Origin of the sequence: Kitasatospora purpeofusca, assembly GCF_042691725.1 — a bacterium.
GTDB lineage: Bacteria > Actinomycetota > Actinomycetes > Streptomycetales > Streptomycetaceae > Kitasatospora > Kitasatospora purpeofusca_B.
The window spans coordinates 1,961,339-1,980,579 of the sequence record NZ_CP170483.1 but is presented as its reverse complement, the minus strand read 5'-3'; the positions used below and the strand labels follow the sequence as shown (position 1 = coordinate 1,980,579).

21 protein-coding genes are annotated in these 19,241 nt (G+C 70.1%); 11 read left to right on the top strand and 10 right to left on the bottom strand.

Features of this window, described 5'->3' with window-relative positions; translation table 11 throughout:
• Nucleotides 1–86: 86 nt before the first annotated feature.
• Together ACFCLZ_RS07825 and ACFCLZ_RS07820 are read right to left on the bottom strand one after the other, a co-directional pair.
• The gene (locus ACFCLZ_RS07825) at nucleotides 87–929 is read right to left on the bottom strand and encodes an IS5 family transposase (RefSeq protein WP_380284050.1); all 843 of its coding nucleotides are present in this window, start codon (nucleotides 927–929) and stop codon (nucleotides 87–89) included.
• Between the two features lie 322 nt (nucleotides 930–1,251).
• A complete protein-coding gene (locus ACFCLZ_RS07820) occupies nucleotides 1,252–2,559 on the bottom strand; it encodes an IS110 family transposase (RefSeq protein ID WP_380284049.1) in 1,308 nt (435 codons plus the stop codon).
• Between the two features lie 513 nt (nucleotides 2,560–3,072).
• Between ACFCLZ_RS07820 and ACFCLZ_RS07815 the strand changes: the two genes are divergently transcribed.
• Nucleotides 3,073–4,218, top strand: coding sequence for a polymorphic toxin-type HINT domain-containing protein (locus ACFCLZ_RS07815; protein ID WP_380284048.1), 1,146 nt, complete (start codon nucleotides 3,073–3,075; stop codon nucleotides 4,216–4,218).
• A 144-nt stretch (nucleotides 4,219–4,362) separates the two neighbouring features.
• Here the strand turns inward: ACFCLZ_RS07815 and ACFCLZ_RS07810 are convergent, their stop codons facing one another.
• From ACFCLZ_RS07810 to ACFCLZ_RS07785, 6 genes are all read right to left on the bottom strand, one after another.
• Entirely contained in the window at nucleotides 4,363–5,016 is a 654-nt protein-coding gene (locus tag ACFCLZ_RS07810; protein ID WP_380284047.1) for a hypothetical protein, read from the bottom strand.
• A 1,271-nt stretch (nucleotides 5,017–6,287) separates the two neighbouring features.
• Nucleotides 6,288–7,004 carry a hypothetical protein gene (locus tag ACFCLZ_RS07805; RefSeq protein ID WP_380284046.1) on the bottom strand — a complete coding sequence of 239 codons (717 nt, stop codon included), beginning with the start codon at nucleotides 7,002–7,004 and terminating at the stop codon, nucleotides 6,288–6,290.
• Nucleotides 7,005–7,037: 33 nt separating this feature from the next.
• A complete protein-coding gene (locus tag ACFCLZ_RS07800; protein WP_380284045.1) occupies nucleotides 7,038–7,223 on the bottom strand; it encodes a DUF397 domain-containing protein in 186 nt (61 codons plus the stop codon).
• Nucleotides 7,223–7,408, bottom strand: a complete 186-nt coding sequence (locus ACFCLZ_RS07795; RefSeq protein ID WP_380284044.1) for a DUF397 domain-containing protein — start codon at nucleotides 7,406–7,408, stop codon at nucleotides 7,223–7,225. The genes ACFCLZ_RS07800 and ACFCLZ_RS07795 overlap by 1 nt, the downstream gene beginning before the upstream one ends.
• A gap of 62 nt (nucleotides 7,409–7,470) precedes the next feature.
• Nucleotides 7,471–7,656: a DUF397 domain-containing protein gene (locus ACFCLZ_RS07790; RefSeq protein WP_380284043.1), complete on the bottom strand. Its 186-nt coding sequence runs from the start codon at nucleotides 7,654–7,656 to the stop codon at nucleotides 7,471–7,473.
• A 2-nt stretch (nucleotides 7,657–7,658) separates the two neighbouring features.
• Complete coding sequence (locus tag ACFCLZ_RS07785; protein WP_380284042.1) at nucleotides 7,659–8,534, bottom strand: helix-turn-helix domain-containing protein; 876 nt, start codon at nucleotides 8,532–8,534, stop codon at nucleotides 7,659–7,661.
• 141 nt (nucleotides 8,535–8,675) lie between these two features.
• Between ACFCLZ_RS07785 and ACFCLZ_RS07780 the strand changes: the two genes are divergently transcribed.
• From ACFCLZ_RS07780 to ACFCLZ_RS07765, 4 genes are all read left to right on the top strand, one after another.
• Entirely contained in the window at nucleotides 8,676–9,137 is a 462-nt protein-coding gene (locus ACFCLZ_RS07780) for an ATP-binding protein (RefSeq protein WP_380284041.1), read from the top strand.
• Nucleotides 9,127–9,318, top strand: a complete 192-nt coding sequence (locus ACFCLZ_RS07775) for a hypothetical protein (protein WP_380284040.1) — start codon at nucleotides 9,127–9,129, stop codon at nucleotides 9,316–9,318. The genes ACFCLZ_RS07780 and ACFCLZ_RS07775 overlap by 11 nt, the downstream gene beginning before the upstream one ends.
• 214 nt (nucleotides 9,319–9,532) lie before the next feature.
• Nucleotides 9,533–10,741, top strand: coding sequence for a serine hydrolase domain-containing protein (locus ACFCLZ_RS07770; protein WP_380284039.1), 1,209 nt, complete (start codon nucleotides 9,533–9,535; stop codon nucleotides 10,739–10,741).
• A 14-nt stretch (nucleotides 10,742–10,755) separates the two neighbouring features.
• The gene (locus tag ACFCLZ_RS07765) at nucleotides 10,756–10,917 is read left to right on the top strand and encodes a hypothetical protein (RefSeq protein WP_380284037.1); all 162 of its coding nucleotides are present in this window, start codon (nucleotides 10,756–10,758) and stop codon (nucleotides 10,915–10,917) included.
• A gap of 74 nt (nucleotides 10,918–10,991) precedes the next feature.
• On the opposite strand, the gene ACFCLZ_RS07760 is transcribed toward ACFCLZ_RS07765, so the two are convergent.
• Nucleotides 10,992–11,873, bottom strand: a complete 882-nt coding sequence (locus ACFCLZ_RS07760; RefSeq protein ID WP_380284036.1) for a M4 family metallopeptidase — start codon at nucleotides 11,871–11,873, stop codon at nucleotides 10,992–10,994.
• Between the two features lie 208 nt (nucleotides 11,874–12,081).
• Here ACFCLZ_RS07760 and ACFCLZ_RS07755 point away from each other — a divergent pair, with 208 nt between their 5' ends.
• Nucleotides 12,082–13,587 (top strand): alpha/beta hydrolase, encoded by a 1,506-nt coding sequence (locus tag ACFCLZ_RS07755; protein WP_380284035.1) that lies wholly within the window; start codon nucleotides 12,082–12,084, stop codon nucleotides 13,585–13,587.
• 75 nt (nucleotides 13,588–13,662) lie between these two features.
• Here the strand turns inward: ACFCLZ_RS07755 and ACFCLZ_RS07750 are convergent, their stop codons facing one another.
• A complete protein-coding gene (locus ACFCLZ_RS07750) occupies nucleotides 13,663–14,907 on the bottom strand; it encodes an alpha/beta hydrolase family protein (protein ID WP_380284034.1) in 1,245 nt (414 codons plus the stop codon).
• A 135-nt stretch (nucleotides 14,908–15,042) separates the two neighbouring features.
• Here ACFCLZ_RS07750 and ACFCLZ_RS07745 point away from each other — a divergent pair, with 135 nt between their 5' ends.
• The 5 genes from ACFCLZ_RS07745 (at nucleotide 15,043) to ACFCLZ_RS07725 (ending at nucleotide 19,231) form a co-directional block, all read left to right on the top strand.
• Entirely contained in the window at nucleotides 15,043–16,317 is a 1,275-nt protein-coding gene (locus tag ACFCLZ_RS07745; RefSeq protein WP_380284033.1) for a sensor histidine kinase, read from the top strand.
• Nucleotides 16,314–16,985: a response regulator gene (locus ACFCLZ_RS07740; RefSeq protein ID WP_380284032.1), complete on the top strand. Its 672-nt coding sequence runs from the start codon at nucleotides 16,314–16,316 to the stop codon at nucleotides 16,983–16,985. Before ACFCLZ_RS07745 ends, ACFCLZ_RS07740 begins: the two co-directional genes overlap by 4 nt.
• A 79-nt stretch (nucleotides 16,986–17,064) precedes the next feature.
• Nucleotides 17,065–17,376 carry an ArsR/SmtB family transcription factor gene (locus tag ACFCLZ_RS07735; protein ID WP_380284031.1) on the top strand — a complete coding sequence of 104 codons (312 nt, stop codon included), beginning with the start codon at nucleotides 17,065–17,067 and terminating at the stop codon, nucleotides 17,374–17,376.
• 86 nt (nucleotides 17,377–17,462) lie between these two features.
• Nucleotides 17,463–18,713: an MFS transporter gene (locus ACFCLZ_RS07730; RefSeq protein WP_380284030.1), complete on the top strand. Its 1,251-nt coding sequence runs from the start codon at nucleotides 17,463–17,465 to the stop codon at nucleotides 18,711–18,713.
• A gap of 80 nt (nucleotides 18,714–18,793) precedes the next feature.
• Nucleotides 18,794–19,231, top strand: coding sequence for a cupin domain-containing protein (locus tag ACFCLZ_RS07725; RefSeq protein WP_380284029.1), 438 nt, complete (start codon nucleotides 18,794–18,796; stop codon nucleotides 19,229–19,231).
• Nucleotides 19,232–19,241 lie beyond the last annotated feature (10 nt).

Sequence of the window (19,241 nt, the reverse complement as noted above, 5' to 3'; positions counted from 1 at the left end):
AACGGTGACGATCACGCGTACGTGTGTTCGTCACCGTTGACAGTCTGTCAGAGGGCATTTGGTGAGCGTAATTTGCCCTTTACTTCCTAGTAGGTCCCTCGCCAGGTTGGTGTGGTCTCGTCCGCTATGCGCTTGGCGAGGTTGTCGATCGAGGCGATGTAGATCATGGCTTCGGAGCTGGCTGGGAGGGTCTCGTAGTCGCGGGTAAGGCGGCGGCGCTGCATGAGCCACCCCAGGCTTCGTTCGACGACCCACCTTTTCACGACGTGAAATCCGGGGACGTCTGACTTCCGGTGGACGGCTTCGACATCGATGCCCAGGATTGCGCCGTGCTCGATCATGGCGTTCTTGAAGCCGGTGCCGACCCAGCTCTTGGAGATGCTCGGGTAGGTCTTCTTGGCCTGGTTGAGGAGGCGTATTCCCAGGGCGTTCTCGGACAGGCTTGCGGCGGTGACGGTGACGGTGACGGCGAGAACGAGTCCGATGGTGTCGGTGAGGATGCCTCTCTTCCGGCCGACGATCTTCTTCGCAGCGTTGGTTCCCTGGCTGGCCAAGGGCACGTTGGTGGAGGTCTTCACGCTCTGGGTGTCGATCACCGAGGCAGTCGGCCCGGGCTTGCGACCTTCCTTTACCCGGGCCAATCCGGCGAGGTCATAGTTGAGTTGGGCGAAGATGCCCTCGTCGCGCCATGCGGCGTAGTAGGCGTAGACGGTGCCGTGATTTGGGAAGTCGCGCGGAAGATACTTCCAGGGGATTCCGGTGCGGTTGACGTAGAGGATCGCGTTGAAGACGTCCCGCAGGTCGACCTTCGCCAGCTGGCCGGTGGGCCGGCGGTCGAGCCGGGCCTTTCTCCATGCCGTCAGAATCGGCTCAATGAGGGCCCATCGGGCGTCCGACAGATCGCTTGGGTACGGCTTGCGCTCGGCCATGACACGGCGTCAGCACGGATGGGGTGGAGGATCCCGTTCCACTGCCCGTTGGGCGTTTCTGTGATTTCTTCAACCAGGCGACTTCAAGGCATGGATACGGGCGAGACGGACAGTCGACCCTCTGGCCGGAGGAAGGACGTTGCTGATTTATCAGGCATAACGTCACCAAAGTGGCACGACCATAAGCCATTTACAGGATGAGATATGCCAAAACGCCCACTCAGAGCTTGGCGCCTGATGGGCGGCAACGACAGTGCGGCCAGGAGTGACGGCGAGGCCGCTGAGTTCGAGCGGGAGGCCTGTTACGAGGGTTGCGATCGCGTCAGGGGTGGCCGAGGGCCTGGAGCTGGCGGACGAGGTCGCGGGTCTTGCGGGCGCTGTTCAGGTGACGCTGGTGCCAGTCCGCGCCGAGGTCCTGGTAGCGGGCGTCGGGGTCGTTGATCAGGTGCCAGGCGATGACGAGGATCGAGCGGGCGACGGCGACCAGCGCTTTGGCGTGGCCCCGGCGTTTGACGATCCGGCGGTAGCGCGAACCGAGGAAGGTGTCCGTGTGGGCGGCGGAGTTGGCCGCTTCGCCCAGGGCGCCTTTGAGCCAGGGATTGCCCCGGCCGGCCGGGCCGGTGGTGTTCTTCGTCCCGGACTGGATGGTCCGGGGGCAGAGCTTGGCCCAGGAGACCAGGTGTTCCGGGCTGGGGAAGCGGCTCATGTCCAGGCCGATCTCGGTGAGGATGATTTGCGCTGTGGCTGCTCCGACTCCGGGGATAGCGTCAAGGCGCTCGACCAGCTCGGGCCCGGGGCGTCCGGCGGCGGTCGGCGCGCCGTCGTGCTCGCCGGCGGCGGCCGGGCCGGCCAGCTCGCGGAGAAGCGCCGAGACGTGTCGGTCGAGTTCGGAGATCTGCCGGGTGAAATGGTCGACGGTGTCCAGCAGGATCCGCAGGAGATGGCTGTGGTGCTCCTCGAACTGGCCGGTCAGCGCCTCGACAAGGGCATCCCGTTTCCTGACCAGGCTCCCGCGCGCGAGGTCGGCCAGCGTGCGAGGGTTGCGCTCGCCGGCGACCAGAGCGTCGAGCATCGCCCGGCCCGAGACGCCGAAGAGGTCGGAGATCACGCTGGAAAGCTTGATCTGTGCGTCTTCGAGGGCCTTCTCGACGTGGTGCTTGTAGCGGGTGCGGTCCTGCGTGAACGCGATGCGGGTGCGGGTGAGGTCCCGTAGCCGGCGCACCGGCTTCGGCGGGACGAACGAGGCGCGGACCATGCCGCGCTCGGCGAGCTTGGCCAGCCAGACCGCGTCCAGTCTGTCGGTCTTCGGGCGTCCCGGGACGTTCTTCACCTCGTGGGCGTTGACCAGCCAGCACTTCAGGCCGCGGGCCTCCAGAAGGTAGAAGAACGGCTTCCAGTAGTTGCCGGTCGCCTCCATCACCACCCGCTGCACGCCTTGGCAGAGCAGCCGGTCGCCCAGCTCCAGGACCGCGTTGGTGGTCGAGGCCACCGTCCAGACCTGCTGAACCCGCCGCCCCTCGCGCTCCTCGTGCGGCAGCCGCATGCAGACCACTCCGGACGCCTTCGCGATGTCGATCGCCGCGACCCGGGCCACCGCCCCGTCGGACAGGTCCTCCCTCGTCTCCTCCACGGTCGTCCTCCCTTCGTGCGCGCTGTTGGGACGGGGGCCGTCCGGGAGGCCCGAGGGAGGCGGAGAAGCTGAACGGCGTGCTCAAGGCGACAGTGCGTGGTCCCTCGGACGGCCCCCTCACCAGACTCCTATGCGGACTCGAGACCCAAACATCGTGCGGCGTCAGCGGACGGCCCCCGCACCGATTTTCACGCCCGCGAGGCGTCACCCGCAGGTGAACGGCTGACTCCTATAGATCGTCAAGCGGCCTAGAGGAGCGGGTTCTGTGTGGTTGATGGGCGGGTGAGGTGCTTGTAGACCCCGCGGGCGATGAAGTGTTTGCGGCAGCGGAGGATGTCCTTCTCAGACATGCCCTCGGCGACTCGTCGGGCAACGTAGTCCTTGGTCCGGTCGTCGTAGCGCATCGGACCAGGGCGATCGCGTGGAAGTCGTTGTTGGCTTGGCGGTCGCCGCCGCGGTTGGGACGGTGGCTCCGGCAATGGCAGTGGCGGTGGCGGCACGCCTACCAACCCGATGAACACCAGCGTCAAGAAGGCCTCCGACGCGAAGGGCAAGGTCCTCAACGCCGGCAAGAAGCTGGCGAAGATCGTCGCCGACGAACTGGGCATCACCGACGCCATCGACTGCGTCACCACCGGGGACCTCGGCTCCTGCGGCGAAACTGCCCTCAATGTCGTGACGAGCATGTTCAGCGGGGGCCCCCTCACCAAGCTCCTCGCCAAGTACGCCTTCCGTTGGGGCAAGGCCTACGAACTCGCCAAGACCCTCAAGACCCTCGCCGGTGAACTCTTCGACGGCCTGAAGACCTGGCGCCGCGAATCCAAGGCCGCCAAGGAAGCCGAAGACGCCGTAGCCGCCGCCTGCCCGCTCCCCATACGCGCGCCCCACAGCTTCCCACCGACCACACCCGTCCTCCTCGCCGACGGCAACACCAAACCCATCGGTGACATCACCGCCGGCGACCAGGTCCTGGCCACCGACCCCCAGACCAACACCACCTCCGCCGAAACCGTCCTCAACACCATCGTCACCCCCGACGACACCCTCTTCACCGACCTCACCCTCACCCTCACCACCGCCACCGGCTCCAGCACCCTCACCTCCACCCAGCACCACCCCTACTGGGACACCACCACCTCCCGTTGGACCCCCGCCGCAGACCTCCAGCCCGGCCACACCCTCCTCAGCGACGACGGCACCACCGTCACCCTCCAGTCCGTCCGCAACTACGAACTCCCCCCGACCGAAGCCCGCGACCTCACCGTCTCCAACCTCCACACGTACTATGTGCTGGTGGGGACCACGCCGGTCCTTGTTCACAACAATGACAAGAATGTTCTGGGATGCGGTCCGGCGCTGGGCGACCTTCCGAAGGACTATCCGCGTCGCACAGCAGGAATTCTGGACACCGGAACCGACCAGCTGCCCATGGTCAGCGGCCCCCTAGGGCAGGCATCCAAGGGAAATCCTGACTTCGCAAAAGATATTCGCCTTCCGGGGGTAGTAGAAGGATTTGAGGACCACGTGGAGGCACACGCATCTGCATCTCTGCGAGCAAACCCAGGAGTTACGAGGGCGCGGTACTATATATCGACCACAGGAACGGAACCTGCTCGGCCTGCCGAAGCTCACTCCCCAATATGCTCCCAGAAGGGGTGAAGCTCTGGGTCAGACCTCCAGTGAAATCCGAGGGACCATTCGTCGGACTAGCCGACTAATCAGCAAGGATATCCGGCTCGGCGCACTGGGGAGCCGAGCCGGAGATCTAAGATCAATGCCTGGAGTATCTCACCAGGGAAGAGGCTAAGTCGGGATTGTTTCCGCCGCCAAGAAAACGCTCCAGATTGTCTCAGGCGCATGGTCCACCCAAGCCAGATCTTCCAGCGCATTTGCACCCAGTAGAATAACCTGTGAATCTACTGAGGTCTGACTGGGGCGAATCATGCAAAGCCAATTTTCGCCCCGGGCCAAAGTTGCGCCCGGAGTTGGCCAACCCCATGGGCGGAATGAAAGAATTCGACACTCGCGATGCGACAAAATCCACTGCCCGGATCCCGCCGTTGCGGACTTCTGGGCCGGTGCCCCCAAAAGGGCCTCAACTACGGTCGCGTGAACCAAAAACTCCTCCAAGGTTTCCCCCGTCGGCTCCCAATCATTCGATGGATTGGACATATCGCGATCATATACAAAATTTTCTAGATGCGAATCAAAGGCCCACATCCAACCCCCCTGATTCTCAACCCAGAATGGCGTCAAATCGCCATCCGAGGTCAATTCATCCAGTGGAATAGGATAGTTCTGCGCAATAATCTCGTGATCCCACTGAAGTCGAATTGAGTTCCACCCCAGAAGGACCTCTGGGGCGGCACTCTGCATCAGCAGTGGAGGTTTGCTGCGGGCGGGCGGACCGTACCATTCGCCGAGGAATTGTTCCAGGCTCTCAAGGTTCTTGTCCATGGATCGACATTATGCCCGATAGCGGCCAGCTGGTCTATCGGGCACCTGCGCAGTCCGGCTTTGGGTCACACCTGAAGGCATAGCTCGCCCAGGCCCCAAAGGCAGCCCAGTCGCACTTCTCAAACTAGGCTACTCGGTGTTAAATCAGATCCACAAGTGTCACGCTAGGTAGTTTACTTGCCTGGGGAGACGGCGCACCGAGGCAATCCACCGGAAACTCCAAAGGCCTTTAAGGCTCCAGCAGACGCAGGTCTCAGTCCGAGTTCCATCGGCAAGGGAGCCGGAGTTTCAAGGACTGGCAATACGCCTTGGCGAGTAGTTCTAGGGAATGGTGGCTAGTGGATTCGATCAGTCTGACAGGGGCACTGTCCCTCACTAGGATGCGCCCCATCCTTGAGGTTGCGGAAACTCCGTTTCTGGCAGAGATCGACAGTATCGTCACTGCGTGCGCCTCCCCAACTGGCCCTAAGTGTGCGCGGGAGATTGATGCACTGAGGTCCTGGAGGAGTAAAATCGGCACGCTAGAGGATTCATCCACCCCGGGATATTTTCAATCGACTGCCGCCGGCGTGGCCATCCTTGTAGCCTCAATCGGTCTCTCGCCAGGTGATCGAGGATGGAATATTGGATCAAGTGTGGGAAATTTCTGGGATTCCTGCGATGACGCTCTTCACGCCGCCGATGGATACTCCAGGAGCGAGTTCCAAGGGATCAAGACGACCCTACGAGGAGTTGAAGACGTCTGGCACGATGGAGACGTTCACCTTTTTCCTGAACCTCTCGGAGACTTCTCGGAAGTATTCGAGGAGCGCCTCTCTAAGATTCGCTCAAATTTCCCAAAGCGCCGACAAATCGCACGGGTCGTAGCCGAATGTGCCGGATGGAACATTCCCACTAGCCTTGCATAGCGACTGACTTATTAGAGAACTCGAAGAAATGCCTCCGGGTCCCTGCATCGATATGACTATCGATGCAGGGACCCGGAGGCATTGACGTCACCAGTTGACGTCACCAGGCGGGGACCAAGATCCCATTTCCGGACGGATCGTCGTCACCGTCGTGGTCGGCGGGCCCGGCCTTGGGGCTACGGAGGGCCGGTCGAGGAGGTCGATGGCGTTGCGTTGGACGCGGAGTCTGACGTGGGTGTAGACGACGATCCGTCGGCATTCGTGGATGTGCGCTGAAGCCCGTGGTTGTTTCGCCGCCGCCGTTGCCGTCAAGACCCAAAGAAGCCTTGCCGGATACCGCTCCGGCGAGGCTTCTCGGGCGGGTCAGAAGTTCCAGGTGAAGGCTGTGGAGGCGGCGGTTGCGGTCAGCCAGAGGAGGATGGCGATGGCCAGGATGAGGGCGGGGGGCATCGGCAGCGCCACGAAGACGAGGGAGGAGATGAGCGCGAGGGTGAGGGCGATTACGCCGACGGCGGCGAAGCGGGGCAGTTCCGGGCCCAGCCGTGGCCAGGTCAGGCCGTGGGTGGTGAGGGCCGACCCCAGGGCGATCAGGAAGGGGACTCCGAAGGAGACGAGGTAGGACACGTCCTGGTTGTCCACGCGGTGCCCCTGGTAGGCGAGCGCGGCGACCCGCCCGCGGAAGATCGTCAGGTCGATGTCCGCGCCGATCCTCACCCTGTCGTAGAAGGCCTCGGTGACCTCGTAGCCCCGCGCGGGGGCCGCCTCGCGCGCCACGGTCACCGTGTGACCGCCGGCCGGCTTGGCGGCGCCGGGACCAGCCCCGGGGTGGACGGACTTGGCCGTCACCACGCCCGTCTCGTGCCGCACGCACTCCGTGCCGGGCCCGTGCGCCGTTGCGCCGCACGCCGGGGCGTTGCGGTAGGCGTACACGCGTATGTCGGCGTCGGCGAACCAGAGGAAGCCGATGACGGTGGTGGCCAGGCCTGCCAGGACGAGCAGGACCTGTGCCAGTGAACGGTTGGCGGATCGGGGGAACTGGGGACGGGCCGGAGGCCTCTTCTCCCTGGTCCGAGTGTTCATGGCAACCCCGGCGGGTCGTCGGTGGGTGGAGTGTCAGAGGTCGGTGGTGGCGGCGAAGTTGATGAACGCCTGCCAGGCGGCCGGCTCGAAGGTGAGGTGGGGGCCGGTTTGGTCTTTGGAGTCGCGGACGTGGATGGTGCCGGGGGTTTCGGCGACCTCCACGCACTGGGCTCCTTCGTTGCTGCTGTGGCTGCTCTTGAACCAGGCCAGATGGGTCATCAGATGTCGGCGTTCGCCGCGAAGTTGACGAAATCCTGCCAGGTGGGAGGGTCGAAGGTGAGGTGGGGGCCGGTTTTGTCTTTGGAGTCGCGGACGTGGATGGTGCCGGGGGTCTTGGCGATCTCGACGCACGCAACATCCTCGTTGCTGCTGTGGCTGCTCTTGAACCATGTCAGCTCGGTCATGGGTCCAGGATGCGCCGACGGCCCGCCGCAGGGAAGCGGCGGGCCGTCGGTGGGGTGCTGTTTCAGACGTCGGCGTTCGCGGCGAAGTTGACGAACGCCTTCCACGCGGCCGGGTCGAAGGCCAGCTGAGGGCCGGTCTTGTCCTTGGAGTCACGGACGTGGACGGTGCCGGGCGTCTCGGCGATCTCGACGCACGCGGCGCCCTCGTTGCTGCTGTAGCTGCTCTTGAACCACGCCAGTTCGGCCATGCCTACCGCTCTCCCAGAATCTGCTCGATCAGGGCCAAGGACTCTCGCATGGTGAGCGCCTGGCCCCTCAGGGTGCCGTACCGTGCAGCCATCTTACGGACCTCCGCCGGATCCGTGATCAGCCTGTTCACGTGCTGCACCTCGACGTAGGCGATCTGCGCGCGGCCGCTTGGGGTGAGGAGGATGAACGATCCGCCCATGCCCGCGTTCTCCGTACGATCGAGCGGCATGACCTGGAGCTCCACGCCCCGGATTTCGGCGACCTTGAGGAGGTGGCGCAGCTGGGCCTGGTGAACGTCCCGGCCGCCCAGGGGGCGGCGCAGGGCGCTTTCGTCGATCACCCAGCTCATCAGCGGCAACGGCCAGCGGTTCAGAATTTCCTGACGGGCCATCCGCGCGGCCACCCAGCCGTCGACCTCCTCGACGGAGAGCCACGGCCGTCGCATGTCGTACAGAGCCCGGGCGTGCGCCTCGGTCTGGAGTAGTCCCGGAATCTGCAGGCTGTTGTACTCGTGGATCTCGATCGCCTTCGATTCCTCGGCCGTGAAGGCCTTGGAGAACGCCGGGTGGCGCTCACTGATCCGGATCTTCGCCTTCATCACGTCGTCCGCGATGAGCTTCAGCGCCCCGCCCGCGCCGACGGCGTCGTCCACCTTCGCCAGGATCTCGATCCTCGGCGTCCGCTTCCCCCGCTCGACCGCGCCGAGCATGTCCTCGCTGTAGCCGATGATGTCGGCCAGCTCGCGCTGCGTCAGCCCCGCCCGCTCGCGGAACATCTTCATCAACTTGCCCACGGCGCTGTAGAACTCCGCGACCCCGTCCGAGTTCTCCGCCGTCTCGCCGTCGTCGAAGACCGTACGCTCGACACCACTAACCATGGGAATCACCCCTGCTCACACGTGTTTGCGACCGAATGATCCGAGCCGCCCCGACCGGTCGACCCTCCGCGTCCGCACAAGCACGCTCCGTGCCTGGCCGACTCGTGGTCAGCGTACGTCCGGGCCAGCAAGATTTTCTCCATGACGACCGAAATTCCGCTCGACAACCCCCAGCGGCACACCTCCACGCTCGCCGCCACACCGAAGGGCGCCTGTCTCTGCCGGGCCATCGCCAGACGCCAACTCGGCCTCTGGGGAGTCGATTCCACGTTCGGAGAGCCGTTCCATTCCGCGCTGATCATCGTCGCGGAGCTGGCGTCGAACGCGATCAGGCACGGTCGCGTTGCGGGGCGCGGATTCGAGCTGCACCTCTGCCTCACCACCCTTGTGCGCCGGGGCGCCACCCTCCGGATCGAGATCTCGGACTGCCGGGGCGACCGCCTGCCCGTCCTCTCCACCCTCCCCGCCGCCCGCACCTCGGGCGCCCAGTCCGGCCGGGGCCTGGTCCTGATCGACGCCCTCGCCGACCGCTGGGGCACCGTTCCCCGGCACCCCAACGCCAAGACCGTCTGGGCCGAACTCGACCTCGCCGATGCCCGCTGAGCCCCGCCACGGCGGGCCGCCGCCGCCCGCCGTCGGGAGCGCCGCGCTCTGCACCGTGCTCCCGTTCGTGCTGCTCCTCGCCCTGCTGGCGTGGGCCTACCCCCTCACCACCCACCACCACGGCCACCACCCGCACCCCGTCCCCTTCCCGGTCCCCACCTCCACGGCCACGCCCCGTTGACCCCGGCGGCGGGGGTCGGGGTACCGCCTCCGGGAGCCGTCGGGGTCGGGCCCCTGCCCAGGTCGTAGCCTCCCGGTCGGGGGGTGCGACCTGGTGGGGAGAAGGGGTCGGACCTGAGTCTGACGATCCGCCGCCCGGGCACTGGGAGAGTCGCAACCACCGAACAAGCGGCGGAAGTTGGAGACGGCTTCCGGTGGAGATCACGGAGGTTGGCATGGTGGGGACGTCGAGGGGCGGGGCCGTCCGCGTGGCGGCGGTCGTGCTGGCGGGGGCGGGCCTGGCGGCCGGTGTGGTCCCGGCGGCGAACGCGCAGGACACCGGCGCCGCGACCGCCGTCAGCGCGGTGGCGGACCAGGCGCGGCGGGTCGACCGGGCGGCGCTGGACGCCGGCCTGCGAGCGGTGGTGGCGTCGGGCGGTGCCACCGCCGCGCTCGGCCGGGTGCGCGAGGACGGCCGTACCCTCTGGAAGGGCGCGGCCGGTACCGCCGACCTCACCACCGGCGCCCCCGCCGCGGCCCGCGACCGCTTCCGGATCGGCAGCGCCACCAAGACCTTCGTGGCGACCGTCGTCCTCCAGCTCGTCGCGGAGCACCGGATCGGCCTGGACGACCCGGTCGAGACGCACCTGCCCGGCGTCGTGCGCGGCGGGGCCGGCATCAGCGTCCGCCAACTGCTCAACCACACCAGCGGCCTCTACAACTACACCTCGGACCCGGCCTTCGCCTACGCCGACGACGCCTCGTTCCAGACCTGGCTCAGCACCGACCGCTGGAAGTCGCGGACGCTCGCGGAACTCGTCGCCGTCGCCGAGGGCCACCCGGTGTACTTCCCGCCGGGGCAGGACTGGCACTACTCCAACACCGACTACATCCTGCTCGGCATGCTCATCGGGAAGACCACCGGCCGCAGTTGGCAGCAGGAGGTCGAGCGCCGGATCATCCGGCCGCTCGGCCTGAGCGAGACCACCATGCCGGAGAACGACCCGACCGTCCCCGGTGACCACACCCGCGCCTATGTCAGCCTGCCCAGCGGCCCGGTGGACATCACGCTGTTCAACCCGACCATCGCCGGCCCGGCCGGCGCCGGCATCTCCACCACCGCCGACCTCGCCGCCTTCATGTCCGCCCTGCTCGGCGGACGGCTCCTCGGGCCCGCCGAACTGGCCGAGATGAAGCGCACCACGGGCCTCGGACGCGGGGCCGACTACGGCCTCGGCCTGGAGCGCACACCCACCCCGTGCGGGGACTTCTGGGGCCATCGCGGCGACAGCCTCGGCTACAGCAGCATCATGCTCGGCGACGACACCGGGCGGCGCCAGGTCGTGCTCTCCCGCAACCCGTACGACCCCGCCGGCCTGCCCGCCGCCGAGGCCGCCTTCACCAGCCTGGTGACCGCCGCGGCCTGCGCCGGCCGGACCGCCTAGGAGCCTCGTCCAGCATGGATCCGGAAGCTGTCGTCGGGGACACCCCGGCCGGTCTGCTCGATGAAGAGGACCAGTACATCCGCATCCCCGCCGTCTGGTCCTGGATACTCGGCGCGCCCTCGCGGTACGAGCAGGGCCGGAGGGAACGGGAAGCGTCGGCCACGACGGCCGACTGACGTACGCACGGGACGACGTGGCACGCGATCTCGGGAACGCCGGGCGGTGCGGCCGAACGGTGAGGCGGTAGTGGTCAGAGCACGCCGACGGTCCTCCAGGCCTTGTTGACGGCGTCCAGTTCGCTGCCGGTGCCGTAGAGCTCCTCGGCGACGGCCGCGGTCAGCTCGGCGAAGTCGGCGAACGTGGCCTCCTCGGTGAGCTTGCCGCCGGTGACGGCGTCGTACCAGATCCGGCCGGCCTTCTCCCACGCGTTGCCGCCGATGGCGGTGGCGGTGAGGTGGAAGGCGCGGTTGGGGATACCGGAGTTGAGGTGGACTCCGCCGTTGTCGCGGTGGACCGGCAGGTCGTGGTAGTCGTCCATGTGGGCCGCCTGGGGGTCCTTGCCCATCCGGGGGTCGTCGTAGGCCGTGCCGGGAGCGGCCAGCGAGCGCAGAGCCCCGGCCTTGCTGCCGGGGGCGAGCATGCCGGCGCCGAGGAGCCAGTCGGCCTGGTCGGCGCTCTGGCCGAGCGCGTACTGCTTGACGAGGGAAGCGAACACATCGGCGACGGACTCGGAGAGCGCACCCGACTGGAGGACGTACAGGAGTTCGGGTTTCACGATCTGCCGGGCCAGGCCGGCCGCGACGACGTCGAGGAGCTCGCGCGGGCGCAGCCGGAAGAACTCGCCGTCACCGTCGCCGAGGACGAGCCGCTCGCCGTCCCAGAACACGTTCGCGAACTTCTCGCGGTAGTGGACGGAAGCCCGCAGGGGGCCGCCCTCGCCGTCGAGGGAGTTCCGGCCGTAGGCGGTCAGGAGGAAGTCGAAGGTGGTGCCGAGCGCGTCGTAGACGGCGTTGACGAGCTCGTCCTGTCCGGGGCCCTCGCCCTCCGAGCGCACCAGGGAACCGGGGAGGCTGTCCTTGTGGCCCGCGTCGTAGATCTCGCGGCGGGGCGTGGGGGTGTTGTCAGTGTCCATGCGATCCACTGTGGGCGACGATCTGCCCGGCTGCCGCGATTTCGACGGTTCCCGGCCGCGTGTCCCGGTGCCGATGGTAGGAGTCCGGCCGACCTCGGCCCGAACCGGCGCTGTCCGGGCGATGGTTGGGCTGCGAGGTACCCCCGGAGGGGGGTGACACGCGGCGGGGTCGCCCCTATGGTCCAGACCTATGCTGACGAGAGCACGCGTGACCGGACCGCTGAGAACCGCCGTCGCCGCCCTCGCCCTGGTGCTCGCGGGCGCCGGGGTGGCCGAGGCCGCACCGGCGCCGCCGGCGGAGCGGCCGGTCTGGACGGACTGCCCGGCCGACCCGTCCGGGGCGCCGGTGGATCCGCGGCTGCGCTGCACCACGGTCCGCGTACCGCTGGACTACCGCGCCCCGCACGGGCGGACCATCGAGATCGCGGTGTCGAAGCTCGCCACCGCCAAGCCGGGGCTGCGGCGCGGGATCCTGGTGCACAACGGCGGCGGCCCGGGGGTGGCCAGCCTGCACCTGCCCAGCTCGCAGGAGGCGGGCTACCCGCAGGAGGTGCTGGACCGGTACGACCTGGTGAGCTTCGACCCGCGCGGCGTCGGCCGCAGCACCCCGGTCGGCTGCGGACGGAGCGCCGCCTCGCTGCCCAACGAGCTGGTCTTCCCCTTCCCGGCCCCGGACGGCTCGATCGACCAGAACGTGGGCTTCGCCCGCCGGCTGGCCCGCGACTGCCTGGCCAACGGCGGCGAGTTGATCCGCCATCTGACCACCGCCAACACCGCGCGCGACCTGGACCGCATCCGCGCCGCCCTCGGCGAGCAGCGGATCTCCTACCGCGCCGCCTCGTACGGCACCTACCTGGGCGCCGTCTACGCCGAGTTGTTCCCCGGGCGGACCGACCGCTTCGTGCTCGACGCCAACGTCAGCCCGAACGTCACCTGGCAGGACCGGCTGGCGTCCTGGGACGGGGCGAGCGAGCTGCGCTTCGAGGACTTCGCCGCCTGGGCGGCCGAGCGTGACGCCGCCCTGCGGTTCGGTGCGACCCCGGCCGCCGTGCGGGCCAACTACCTCGCGCTGGCGGCCGAGTTGGACCGTGTGCCGGTGACCCACCCGGTCGCCGGGCCGGTCAACGGGAACCTGTGGCGGGCGATCTACCGCTTCGACTCGTACCACGAGTCGCTGTTCCAGGAGATCGCCGACTGGTGGCGCTACCTCGCCGACGACGGAGCCGGGCCGGTCCCGTACTGGTGGCTGGTCAAGGGCACCCCGGGCGTTCCCGAGGACAACGACGTGGCCGCGCTGGTGGCGGTGCTCTGCGGCGACACCCCGGCGCCGCGCGACCTCGCCCAGTATCAGCGGAAGGTGACCGACAGTCGGCAGCGCAACCCGATCGTGGCCGGCATGGGCGCCAACATCTGGCCCTGCGCCTTCTGGCCCGCCCCGCTGGAGCCCGCCGTCCGGGTCACCGACCGGGGGCCCGCGAACATCCTGCTGCTGCAGACCACGCGGGACCCGGCCACGCCGCTGGTCGGCGCGCTGGGCATGCGGGCGGCGCTCGGCCGGCGGGCCCGGATGGTGACGGTGGACGGCGGCAACCACGGTGCCTACGACCGGTCCGTCCCCTCCTGCGCGGTCACGGCCGCCGACCGGTTCCTGAGTACCGGTGTGCTGCCCGAGCGGGACCTGTCCTGCCGCCCGGACGCTGTCCCGCCCCGGTAAACGGCCCGGCGGCCCGGCATCCCGGCCCGGTAAACGGCCCGGCGGCCCGGCGCGAACGGCGCCGGGCCGCCGCCGTCAGCGGACCAGGTGGACCTCCGGGACGGCCGGGGAGGGGCTGGTGAACAGCGAGGTGGGCCGGTGGCGCAGGTGGAGGTCGAAGAAGGCGGCCAGGTAGGCGCGTTGGGCGGCGACGGCGCGGCCGGGGTCGATCGTGCCGAGGAGGTGGTCGACCTCGTCGGCGGGCCAGGCCATGGCGGGGCGGGCGGCGCTCAGCAGGACCTCCAGGTCGGCGAAGCTGCCGTGCCCGGAGTTGTCGAGCAGGAGCTGCCGGCGCCAGGAGGTCAGGCGCGGCCAGAGCGCGTCCCACATCGCGTCGCGGGCCGGGCGGGCGTCCGAGGCGCCGAACAGCAGCAGCGGGCGGTCCAGGCCGTCGGTGGCGACGGTGCCGAAGACCGGGCCGTCGAGGGAGGCGCCGGCCAGCACGCGCGGGTCGTCGTGCAGGGTCTGGACGGCGGTGGCGCCGCCCATCGAGTGGCCGGCCATGCCGACGGCGGCGAGGTCGAGGGCCGCGCCGAGGCCGGGCGGGAGGGGGCGGTGCTCGGCGTCGGGGTTGGTGCCGGCGGCGAGGTCGGTGAGGCGGTCGAGGACGAAGCGGGTGTCGGCGGTGCGGTAGGCGACGATCTCCTGGTCGGTCATGGCGAACACGGCGGGCTTGTTGCGCACCTCCAACCGGCCGTCGGGGAAGGCGACTTCACCCGCGTCGAAGGTGTGGTCGAGGACGACGACGACATAGCCGCGGGAGGCGAGGTCCTCGGCGGCGAGGGTGCCGAAGGAGCGGTCGGCGCGCGAGCCGGGGGAGTAGAGGACCACCGGATGGCGGCCGGTGCGGTCGACGGGCGCGTCCTGGCGGGAGTGGGTGGTGGGCCAGAGGAGGCTGCCGGGGGCGGCGCCGAGGTAGTCGGATTCCAGGTGGGCCCGCTCGGCGGCTCCCGTCCACGGCGCGAGCCGGTGGGCGGAGGTGCCGCAGGCGGCGGCCGGGTACCAGAGCTGCGCCATCAGCTCGCGCGGACGCGGGGTGGGCGCCCAGCGGTCGGGGCGCTGCGGGTCGACCAGGTGGAGGGTGGTGGTGCCGACGGGCAGCGGGCCGGTCGGCGCGGGGAGGGTGAGCGGGATCGGGGCGGTGGCGGCGGTAGCGGTGGCGGTGACGGCGGGGGGCCGGGCCTGGGCGTAGGCGGTGGAGGCGGCGGTGCCGGCGAGGGCGCCGGAGGCCAGCAGCACGGCGAGCGCGGCGGTGACCGGCCGGGAAGGGCGGTGGGGCATGCGGGAGTTCCTCCGGGGATCGGGTCGGGTGGTGCGGTCCCCACCGTGGCGGCCGGATTCCGTCCGGCGCGTCCGGCCGTGGGCATACGACCGTGGTCGGATGCCGGTCCCTCCGGCCGTGGCTAGCCTGGCCGGATGCTGAACGACGAGCGGGTCGCGCCCGTCCCGTGGACCAAGCGGCTGGCGCCCGCGCACCGGGTGTGGACGGACCCGCTGGCCGCGCTGGCCGGCACGGCCGTGACCGCCGCCCGGGTACTCGAAGCCGCCCGGCACTTCGACCCGCACGGGCGCGGCAACCCGCCGCCGGACGGCCCCGCTGCCGTGGCCGTCGCGCTGCTCGCCGCTGTGGTGCTCGGGATGGCGCTGGCCGCCCGGCGGCGGGACCCGGCCGGGGCGTGCCTGCTGGCCGTGCTCGCCTGGGCGGGAGTGGTGGCGGGCTGCCGGCAGCCCGCGATCGGGGTGGTCGCGGGCTTCTGGGCGGTGCTGGTCGGGCTGCTGGTGGCGTACACGGCGGCGGCCCACGACCGGCGGGCGGCGCGGGTGGCGCTCGGCGCGGCCGCCCTCGGCTGGGCGGTCACCCTGGCGGCGCCCGCCGAGGTGGGCCGCAATGTGCTGCTCGCGGTGATCGGGCAGGCGCTCGCCTGGGCGGTGGGGAACGCGGTGCGCCGCCACCGCGCGCACACCGCCGCGCTCGCCGCCCAGCGGGCCGCCCTGGAGCGCGCCGCCGCCTCGGAGGAACGGCTGCGGCTGGCAAGGGAGTTGCACGATGTGGTGGCGCACAGCCTGGGGGTGGTGAGCGTCCAGGCGGGCTTCGGGCGGTACGCGCTGGAGCGCGCCGCGCAGCAGGACGGGCCGGCCGGTGAGGCGTTCGCGGCGATCCGGACGGCGAGCGCGGAGGCGCTGCGCGAGACCCGGGCGCTGCTGGCGGTGCTGCGCGAGGACACCGGACACGGAGCGCCGCCGCCGGCGCCCGCGCCCGGTCTGGCGGCGGCGGACCTGGAGCGGCTGGCGGAACGGACGGGCGCCGCGGGTGTCGCCGTGCGGGTGCGGATCCGCGGCCGGGAGCGCGAACTGCCGTCCGGCGTCGGTCTGTCGGGCTACCGGATCGTCCAGGAGGCGCTCGCCAACGTGGTCCGCCACTCGGGCGCCGCGTCGGCCCGGGTGGAGGTGGAGTACCGGGACGGCGCGCTGTGGCTGGAGGTCACCGACGACGGTCCCGCCGGGGGCCGGGCCCGCGTCGCCACGCCGCCGGGCGGCACCGGCCTGGCCGGGATGCGCGAGCGGGTGGCCCCGTACGGCGGCTGGTGCGTCGCCGGGCCGACCCCGGCGGGCGGGTTCCGGGTCACGGCCGGCCTGCCGCTGGAGGCGGCGGCCGTCCCGCGGCGTGCGGCGGAGGTGGTCCGGCCGTGACGATCCGCGTCGTGGTCGCCGACGACCAGGCCCTGGTGCGCGCCGGGTTCGCCGGAATCCTGCGCCTCGCCCCCGGCTTCACGGTGGCCGGCGAGGCGGCCGACGGCGCCCAGGCCGTCGAACTCGCCCACCGCGAACGGCCGGACGTCGTCCTCATGGACGTCCGGATGCCCGGGCTGGACGGCATCGAGGCCACCCGCCGGATCACCGCCGGACCGTCCGGCAGCCGGGTGCTGATCCTGACCACCTTCGAACTCGACGAGTACGTGCGCGGCGCGCTGCACGCCGGGGCCGGCGGCTTCCTGCTCAAGGACGCCGAACCGGCCGAACTCCTCGCCGCCACCCGGGCGGTGGCCGCCGGCGAGGCCGCGCTCGCGCCCAGCGTCACCCGCCGGCTGATCGCCGCCCTGCTCGCCGACGGTCCGCCGGCCGCTCCGGAGGACCCGGCCCGGACCCGGGCCCGCGCGGCCGTCGCCGCCCTGACCGGCCGCGAGCGCGAAGTCCTCGCCCTGGTCGGCGACGGCCTCACCAACCCCGAGATCGCCGCCCGCCTGCACATCACCGAGGGCACCACCAAGACCCACATCGGCCGCCTGCTGCACAAGCTCGCCGCCCGCGACCGGGTCCGGCTCGCGATCCTCGCCCACCACGCGGGCCTGTCCCGGTGATCTCCCGGCGGGTTTGACACGCTTCTTCGTATCGAGAATATTGGATACGTCATGAGGGGTTCGCGGAAGGAGGTGGACGGTGGATCCGCTGGCCGTTCACAAGGCGCTCGCGAACCCCGCACGGGCGGAGTTCCTGCACTGGCTGAAGACGCCCGAGCGCTACTTCGACGAGGAGTACTACCTCGAGCGCGGCGTCGGGTTCCACATCGGCGTGTGCGTGACGGAGATCCGGGAGCGCTCGGGGCTGGCCCAGTCGGTGGTCTCCGGCTACCTGCAGATCCTGCGGGACGCCGGACTGCTGGTCTCGGAGCGGGTCGGCAAGTGGACCTTCTACCGCCGTGACGAGGAGACGATCGCCGCCTTCGCGGCGTACGTCCGCGACGAGCTCTGACGCCCGGGCAAGGGTGCGCCGTGTGGGCGCACCCTCGTTTTTCGGGGAAATTCATCTAACTATCTAGATTTGTAGGTTGGTCTGCCATGGGAAAGACCGGTCCTGTCGTCCTGACCCTCTCCCTGGGGGTGTTCGGGATCATCACCACGGAGATGGGCGTCGTCGGCGTCCTGCCCAGGGTGTCCGAGGAGCTCGGCGTGCCGCCGTCCACGGCCGGCTGGCTGGTCGGCGTCTTCGCGTTGGTGGTGGCCGTGGCCGGCCCGTTCGCCACGCTGCTGGCCTCCGGCATCCGGCGCAGGACCGTGCTGGCGACCGCCCTCGCGGTGTTCGCCGCCTCCAACGCGGTCTACGCGCTCACCGACCGGTTCTCGGTGATGCTCGTCTTCCGGATTGTGCCGGCGGTCTTCCACCCGGTGTTCTTCGCGGTGGCGCTCACCGCCGCCGCCCGGCTGGTGCCCCCGGAGAAGGCGACCCGGGCCGCCACCACCGTCTTCGCCGGGGTGACGCTCGGCTTCGCCTTCGGTGTGCCGATCACCTCCTACCTCGCCGAACACCTCTCCCTCGCGGCCGCGTTCTGGTTCGGCGCGGGAGCCAACCTGCTCGCGCTGATCGGGATCCTGGCGCTCTTCCCGGCGATGCCCGCCGAGCGGCGCCTGTCCTACGGCAGCCAGCTGGGGATCCTGCGCCGCCCCCGGGTCCGGCTCGCCCTGGTGGCCGTGGTGCTGGTCTTCGCCGCGATGTTCTCGGTCTACGGCTACTTCGCCGAGTACCTGGAGCGGGTCACCCACCTCGGCGGGTCCACGATCGGCGCCCTGCTGATGGCGTTCGGCATCGTGATGGTGCTCGGCAACCTCGTCTTCGGCCGGCTGCTGGAGCGCCACCCGGTCCGGACGGTGACCGCCTTCCCGGTCCTCTACGTGCTCGTCTACGCGCTGGTGCGGGTGGTCGGCCCGTGGCCCGCGCCGATGGTCCTCGGGGTGCTGCTGTGGGGGGCGGTGCACTCGGGAGGGCTGGTCGTGAGCCAGACCTGGCTGGCCCGGGACGCCCGGGACGCCCCGGAGTTCGGCAACAGCCTCTTCATCTCCTTCTCCAACCTGGGCATCACCCTCGGCACCGCGGTCGGCGGACTCGTCGTCGCCACCGCCGGGACGCGCCAACTGCCCTGGGCCGGAGCGGCGTTCGCGCTGGCGGCGCTGGCCGCCGTGCTGCTGCGGCGCCGGCTCGGGCCGGAGCCGGAGCCGGGGGCGGAGTCGGAGCCGGAGCAGGCGTCGGGGTCGGAGTCGGAGTCGGCGAGGTTTTACCGAACGGTCGACCAATCGCCCAGTGTCCTCGGGTAGCGTCCGGAGCCGTCCCTTCCGAACACCACCGCGCGTCCCGCCCGCCTCCCCGGCGGGCGGGTCCGCCGAGGAGGCCTGCCATGAACCCGGTCGACCTGTACACGACGGCGTCCGCGCTGCCGACGCCGTGGAACTCCCTCGCGCTCGGGCGGGTGGGGACGGCCACCGTGAAGGTCCTGCGGATGGACGGACGGCCGCTGCCCGCCGAGGCGCACGACGACGCCGAACTGCTGCTCGTGCTCGACGGCCGGCTCGAACTGCTGGTGGACGGCGCCGAGGTGGCGGTCGGCCCGGGCGAGCTGTACCTGGTCCCGGCGGGTGCCCGGCACGCCGTCCGGCCGGGCAGCACGGGGACGCTGGTCCTGGTGGAAGCGGCCGGGGCGGCCGGTGTCGGCGGCTTCACCCGCGCGGAGGCGGCGGCCGCCACCGAGGCCGCCGCGTACGACGGCCCGGGTGACGGCCTGGACGACGAAGCTGCTGCTGCGGTCGCCGAGGAGACCGCGTTCCAACCCGGCTAGGCGATGAGCG

What these genes read in the sequence shown, in the direction of transcription:
- ACFCLZ_RS07770 (WP_380284039.1), top strand. Translation starts at nt 9,533, where the DNA reads ATGGTGGGGACGTCGAGGGGCGGGGCCGTCCGCGTGGCGGCGGTCGTG.
- ACFCLZ_RS07815 (WP_380284048.1), top strand. Translation starts at nt 3,073, where the DNA reads ATGAACACCAGCGTCAAGAAGGCCTCCGACGCGAAGGGCAAGGTCCTC.
- ACFCLZ_RS07780 (WP_380284041.1), top strand. Translation starts at nt 8,676, where the DNA reads ATGACGACCGAAATTCCGCTCGACAACCCCCAGCGGCACACCTCCACG.
- ACFCLZ_RS07775 (WP_380284040.1), top strand. Translation starts at nt 9,127, where the DNA reads ATGCCCGCTGAGCCCCGCCACGGCGGGCCGCCGCCGCCCGCCGTCGGG.
- ACFCLZ_RS07825 (WP_380284050.1), bottom strand. Translation starts at nt 929, where the DNA reads ATGGCCGAGCGCAAGCCGTACCCAAGCGATCTGTCGGACGCCCGATGG.
- ACFCLZ_RS07730 (WP_380284030.1), top strand. Translation starts at nt 17,463, where the DNA reads ATGGGAAAGACCGGTCCTGTCGTCCTGACCCTCTCCCTGGGGGTGTTC.
- ACFCLZ_RS07790 (WP_380284043.1), bottom strand. Translation starts at nt 7,656, where the DNA reads ATGGCCGAACTGGCGTGGTTCAAGAGCAGCTACAGCAGCAACGAGGGC.
- ACFCLZ_RS07810 (WP_380284047.1), bottom strand. Translation starts at nt 5,016, where the DNA reads ATGGACAAGAACCTTGAGAGCCTGGAACAATTCCTCGGCGAATGGTAC.
- ACFCLZ_RS07765 (WP_380284037.1), top strand. Translation starts at nt 10,756, where the DNA reads ATGGATCCGGAAGCTGTCGTCGGGGACACCCCGGCCGGTCTGCTCGAT.
- ACFCLZ_RS07795 (WP_380284044.1), bottom strand. Translation starts at nt 7,408, where the DNA reads ATGACCGAGCTGACATGGTTCAAGAGCAGCCACAGCAGCAACGAGGAT.
- ACFCLZ_RS07745 (WP_380284033.1), top strand. Translation starts at nt 15,043, where the DNA reads ATGCTGAACGACGAGCGGGTCGCGCCCGTCCCGTGGACCAAGCGGCTG.
- ACFCLZ_RS07800 (WP_380284045.1), bottom strand. Translation starts at nt 7,223, where the DNA reads ATGACCCATCTGGCCTGGTTCAAGAGCAGCCACAGCAGCAACGAAGGA.
- ACFCLZ_RS07805 (WP_380284046.1), bottom strand. Translation starts at nt 7,004, where the DNA reads ATGAACACTCGGACCAGGGAGAAGAGGCCTCCGGCCCGTCCCCAGTTC.
- ACFCLZ_RS07785 (WP_380284042.1), bottom strand. Translation starts at nt 8,534, where the DNA reads ATGGTTAGTGGTGTCGAGCGTACGGTCTTCGACGACGGCGAGACGGCG.
- ACFCLZ_RS07725 (WP_380284029.1), top strand. Translation starts at nt 18,794, where the DNA reads ATGAACCCGGTCGACCTGTACACGACGGCGTCCGCGCTGCCGACGCCG.
- ACFCLZ_RS07760 (WP_380284036.1), bottom strand. Translation starts at nt 11,873, where the DNA reads ATGGACACTGACAACACCCCCACGCCCCGCCGCGAGATCTACGACGCG.
- ACFCLZ_RS07750 (WP_380284034.1), bottom strand. Translation starts at nt 14,907, where the DNA reads ATGCCCCACCGCCCTTCCCGGCCGGTCACCGCCGCGCTCGCCGTGCTG.